Genomic DNA, 4,539 nt, shown 5'->3' with positions numbered 1-4,539 from the left:
GCCCGCGCAGGCGGGCGACCCAGTATCCCAGAGCATTCGTTGCTCGGCATCAGCATCACCGCGAGCGCTCTGCAATACTGGATCACCCGCATTCGCGGGTGATGACGACCGGGTCTGTGGCAGCGCCCTGCCCCATCCTCCGCCGTCATGCGCGGGCTTGACCCGCGCATCCATCGCGCGCGTCAGCGCGCTGAAGGATGGCTTCTCGCGAGGAGAAGTATCACGAAGAGGATGGATTGCCGGGTCGAGCCCGGCAATGACCACGTGGACTTGGCGATGCTTCGAAGCCTCAGATCGGCTTGCCCGCATACGGCATCGAAGCCGTCAGGCCGCCGTCGACCGGGAAGGCCTGGCCGTTGACGTAGCTGGCTTCGTCGCTGAGCAGGAACAGGCCCATGGTGGCGAGTTCGTGCGGCTGGCCGGCGCGCTTCAGCGGATTGAGCTGGCCGATCTTGTGATCGGTGCCGCGCTGCTTGGCATTGTCGAACACCGGCTTGGTCATGCCGGTCTCGATCAGGCCGGGGCACACCGCGTTGATCCGAACGCCGGTGCCGGACAGCGAATAGGCGGTGGTCTGCACCAGGCTGATGACGCCGGCCTTCGATGCCGCATAGGGATGCCCCGACGCGCCGCTCTTCAGGCCCGCGACCGACGCGGTACAGACGATCGCGCCATGGCCCTGTTTGATCATGTGCGGCATGCTGTGCTTGATCGCCAGGAACGGCCCGATCAGATTGACGCGCAGGATCTCCTGCCAATGCTCCGGCGTCTGGTCGGGCAGCGGCACCAGGCCGCCGCTGATGCCGGCATTGGCCCAGATGCCGTCGAGCTTGCCGTAGGCCGAGATCGCCTTGGCGACGAAGCCCTTCACATCGTCCTCGGAGCCGGCATCGGCGATCACGGCTTCGGCGGTGCCGCCGGCCTTGCGCACCAGCTCGACGGTCTCGTTGACACCCTCGGTGCGATCCACCGCGATCAGTTGCGCGCCTTCGGCGGTGAACAGCAGCGATGCCGCGCGGCCGATGCCGCTGCCGGCGCCGGTGATGATGACGGATTTGCCTGCGAGGCGGCCCATGCGTTGCTCCCTGCTGATCGTGCGGCGTTTGCCGCTTGACGGAATTCATTCGGCCTTGGCAGGCCGGCATCACCGCAGCGACATACAAGTGACTTGAGGCGATGCGAGGTCTGACGTACAGCGACTTGAAACGGGAATGAAGGAATTTCTGCATGTCGAATGCGCCGTCCACCAGCGACAAACCCTTCGTCGCCCAGCACTCGGTTCCGGGCGGCGTCACGGCGACGCGGTGGTGGTGGGTGCGCCACGCCCCGGTGCGCAGCGACGGCGGCAATATCTACGGCCAGATCGACATCGACTGCGACTGCAGCGACAAGGTGGTGTTCGACGCGGTCGGCCGCGTGCTGCCGAAAGATGCGGTGTGGTACGCCAGCAAGCTGAAGCGCACCCACATGACCGCCGAGGCGATCTTTGCTGCCGGCTTTCCGCGGCCGCCGCTGATCACCCATGACGCCGATCTCAACGAACAGCATCTCGGCGACTGGCAGGGCAAGAACCGCGCGCAGTTCTTCGCCAATCTGCCGGTCAATCTCGACACCTTCTGGTTCGCGCCGATCGACGAACGCGCCCCGAACGGCGAAAGCTTCATGGATCTGTACGAGCGCACCAAGCGGGCGATCGCGCGGATCTCCGCCGCGCATCCCGGCGGCGACATCGTCGCGGTGGCGCATGGCGGCACCATCAAGGCGGCGATCGGCCTCGCGCTGCGCGACCAGCCGGCGCGCGGGCTCGCCTTCACCATCGACAATTGCTCGATCACGCGGCTCGACTACATGGCGTCGTCCGACGGGCAGGAGGGCTGGCGGATTCCGATGGTCAATCAGCAGCCCTGGATCGCCGACCCCTCCCACGCCGCGATGCATCAGCCGGCCGGGCCGGAAGTGGCGACGACGACGAAACTGGCCTGACCCGGTCATTGCAAACGAGCCTCTCCGTCATTGCGAGGAGCGCAGCGACGAAGCAATCCAGCGCGGTGCACTGATCTGGATTGCTTCGCTTCGCTCGCAATGACGGGGAGAGGTCATCCGAACCAACAGTCGACAACCAACAACTAACAACGGGAGAGAAACATGACCCTATTCGACCTTAGCGGAAAAGTCGCGGTGATCACCGGATCGTCGCGCGGCATCGGCAAGGCGATCGCCGAGCGGATGGCGGAGCACGGCGCCAAGGTGGTGATCTCGTCGCGCAAGCAGGACGCCTGCGACGCGGTGGCCAAGTCGATCAACGACGCGCACGGGGCAGGGACCGCGCTGGCGCTCGCCGCCAACATCTCCAGCAAGGACGATCTCAAGCGCCTGGCGCAGGAGGCCACCGAGAAGTTCGGCAAGATCGACGCGCTGGTCTGCAACGCCGCATCGAACCCGTATTACGGCCCGCAGGCCGGCATCAACGACGATCAGTTCCGCAAGATTCTCGACAATAACATCGTCGCCAACCACTGGCTGATCAGCGAAGTCGTGCCGCAGATGATCCAGCGCAAGGACGGCTCGATCACCATCGTGTCGTCGATCGGCGGCCTCAAGGGCTCGACCGTGATCGGCGCTTACTGCATCTCCAAGGCCGCCGACATGCAGCTCGCCCGCAACCTCGCCTGCGAATATGGCGAGCACAACATCCGCGTGAACTGCATCGCGCCCGGCCTGATCAAGACCGACTTCGCCCGCGCGCTGTGGGAGAACCCCGAGACGCTGAAAGCCTCGACCGCCCGCTCGCCGCTGCAGCGCATCGGCGAACCGGATGAGATCGCCGGCGCCGCGATCTTCCTCGCCTCCAAGGCCGGCACGTTCACGACGGGCCAGACCATCGTCATCGACGGCGGCGCGACGATTAGCTGAAGGGGGAGACCAGCTCGGCGTGTCCCGCACAAGGTGCACCGCGCAGCGTTGCGCCGCAGATGCGGGACCCCGGTTTGGGGCGTGTGGCGAGAGAAAAGTAACCGGGGCCCCGGATCTGCGCAGCGGCACTTCGTGCCGCAGCGCGTCCGGGGCACGACTACTCCACCGCGGCGTAGACCAGATTGCGCACCAAGGTCCGGAAGTACTCGCGTTGCCCCGGGCCCTGCGACATGAACACCGCGAACATGTCTTCCGCCGGGTCGATCCAGAAGAACGTGCCGGCGATGCCGCTCCAGTAGAACTGGCCGACCGAGCCGGGGAACGGCGAGATGCCCGGTTCGGTGCGCACCGCGAAGCCGAGGCCGAAGCCGTGGCCGGGCGGCAGGATGTAGTTGTCCGGCGGGATGTGCGGCTCGAGGTGGTTGCTGGCCATCAGCTGCAACGTCTTGCGGCCGATGATGCGGGTGCCGTGCAGCGTGCCGCCGGAGAGCAGCATCTGGCAGAACCGCGCGTAGTCCATCGTGGTCGACACCAGCCCGCCGCCGCCGGATTCCATCACCGGCTTCTCGAGCATGTTGAACAGCGCCACCGGATCGCCGGTCCACGGGTCGGTCGGGAAGGCTTCGGCCAGCCGATGCTTGTTCTCGGCGCCGGTGTGGAAGGCAGTCTCGGTCATCTGCAGCGGCGCCAGGATGCGTTCGGTGAGGAAGGCGCCGAGTGTCTTGCCGGCGATCACTTCGATGACGCGTCCGAGGATGTCGGTCGAGCGGCTGTAGTTCCACGCCGCGCCGGGCTGGCACACCAGCGGCAGCTCTGCGATCAACCGCGCGTGCTCTTCGTTGGTGATCTTGCGGCTACGGACGCGGCTTTCGCGATACATGCGGTGGATCGGGCCGTCGCCGACGTGGTCGTAGGTGATGCCCGAGGTGTGGCGCAGCAGGTCTTGGATGGTGATCGGCCGGTTCAGCGGGACGAGGTCGAGCTTGCCGTTATCGACCACGCCGACGCTGGTGTTCTCGAATTCCGGAATGAACTTCTGCAGCGGATCGTCGAGCTGCAAATAGCCGTCCTCGACCAGCTGCATGATGCCGACCGAGACGATCGGCTTGGTCATCGAGAAGATTCGGAACAGGCTGTCCGGCCGCATTGGTGCGTCCGAGCCGGGGGCTTGACGGCCGAGCGCCTCGAACCAGCCAATATGACCGCGGCGTGACACCAGCACGGTGACGCCCGGAATGCTGCCCTTGTCGATCTCGCGCTTGAACGCGTCCGACATCGCCTGCAGCCGGGCGGGGGATAGCCCGAGGGATTCGGGGCGGGCCTGATCCAGCTGCGGTGTTTGCGGGGCTTTGGCGGTTGTGGCTGCGGCTGAGGCGGTCATGGCGTCTCCCGATTGATCTTGCTGGGCGAGGCCTTACATGAGCGTCCGGATTTGAACGTCCAGGCGGCCTTCTCGGTCCGGTGCAGCGAGATTGGCCCATAACTTCCAGCTTGAACAGGGTGCTTTTCCGCAGTAACCAGCCGCGGGCTTCGCTGCCCTATGTGCTGCGCCGACAAGGATGGACATCGAATGGCCAAAGCAAAGTTTGAACGTACCAAGCCGCATTGCAACATCGGGACGATCGG

At 65.5% G+C, this 4,539-nt stretch carries 5 protein-coding genes; 2 read left to right on the top strand and 3 right to left on the bottom strand.

Features of this window, described 5'->3' with window-relative positions:
* Positions 1-289: 289 nt before the first annotated feature.
* Positions 290-1,075, bottom strand: coding sequence for an SDR family NAD(P)-dependent oxidoreductase (locus IP86_RS14465; RefSeq protein ID WP_054163237.1), 786 nt, complete (start codon positions 1,073-1,075; stop codon positions 290-292).
* A 152-nt stretch (positions 1,076-1,227) separates the two neighbouring features.
* Between IP86_RS14465 and IP86_RS14460 the strand changes: the two genes are divergently transcribed.
* Both IP86_RS14460 and IP86_RS14455 read left to right on the top strand, forming a co-directional pair.
* Complete coding sequence (locus IP86_RS14460; protein ID WP_054163236.1) at positions 1,228-1,983, top strand: histidine phosphatase family protein; 756 nt, start codon at positions 1,228-1,230, stop codon at positions 1,981-1,983.
* Positions 1,984-2,145: 162 nt separating this feature from the next.
* A complete protein-coding gene (locus tag IP86_RS14455; RefSeq protein WP_054163235.1) occupies positions 2,146-2,913 on the top strand; it encodes an SDR family NAD(P)-dependent oxidoreductase in 768 nt (255 codons plus the stop codon).
* A 157-nt stretch (positions 2,914-3,070) separates the two neighbouring features.
* Here the strand turns inward: IP86_RS14455 and IP86_RS14450 are convergent, their stop codons facing one another.
* Positions 3,071-4,294, bottom strand: a complete 1,224-nt coding sequence (locus tag IP86_RS14450; protein WP_054163234.1) for a serine hydrolase domain-containing protein — start codon at positions 4,292-4,294, stop codon at positions 3,071-3,073.
* 33 nt (positions 4,295-4,327) lie between these two features.
* Positions 4,328-4,539, bottom strand: a 212-nt coding sequence (locus IP86_RS29250; protein ID WP_210168172.1) for a hypothetical protein, incomplete at its 5' end; no start/stop codon positions are given.

This window comes from Rhodopseudomonas sp. AAP120 (assembly GCF_001295845.1).
Taxonomy (GTDB): Bacteria; Pseudomonadota; Alphaproteobacteria; order Rhizobiales; family Xanthobacteraceae; genus Rhodopseudomonas.
Note: the sequence above shows the minus strand (reverse complement) of the source record. Positions and strands in the feature narration are given on the sequence as shown.

Excerpts from the sequence above, each read along its gene's own strand:
- IP86_RS14465 (WP_054163237.1), bottom strand. The coding sequence starts at position 1,075 with ATGGGCCGCCTCGCAGGCAAATCCGTCATCATCACCGGCGCCGGCAGC.
- IP86_RS14460 (WP_054163236.1), top strand. The coding sequence starts at position 1,228 with ATGTCGAATGCGCCGTCCACCAGCGACAAACCCTTCGTCGCCCAGCAC.
- IP86_RS14455 (WP_054163235.1), top strand. The coding sequence starts at position 2,146 with ATGACCCTATTCGACCTTAGCGGAAAAGTCGCGGTGATCACCGGATCG.
- IP86_RS14450 (WP_054163234.1), bottom strand. The coding sequence starts at position 4,294 with ATGACCGCCTCAGCCGCAGCCACAACCGCCAAAGCCCCGCAAACACCG.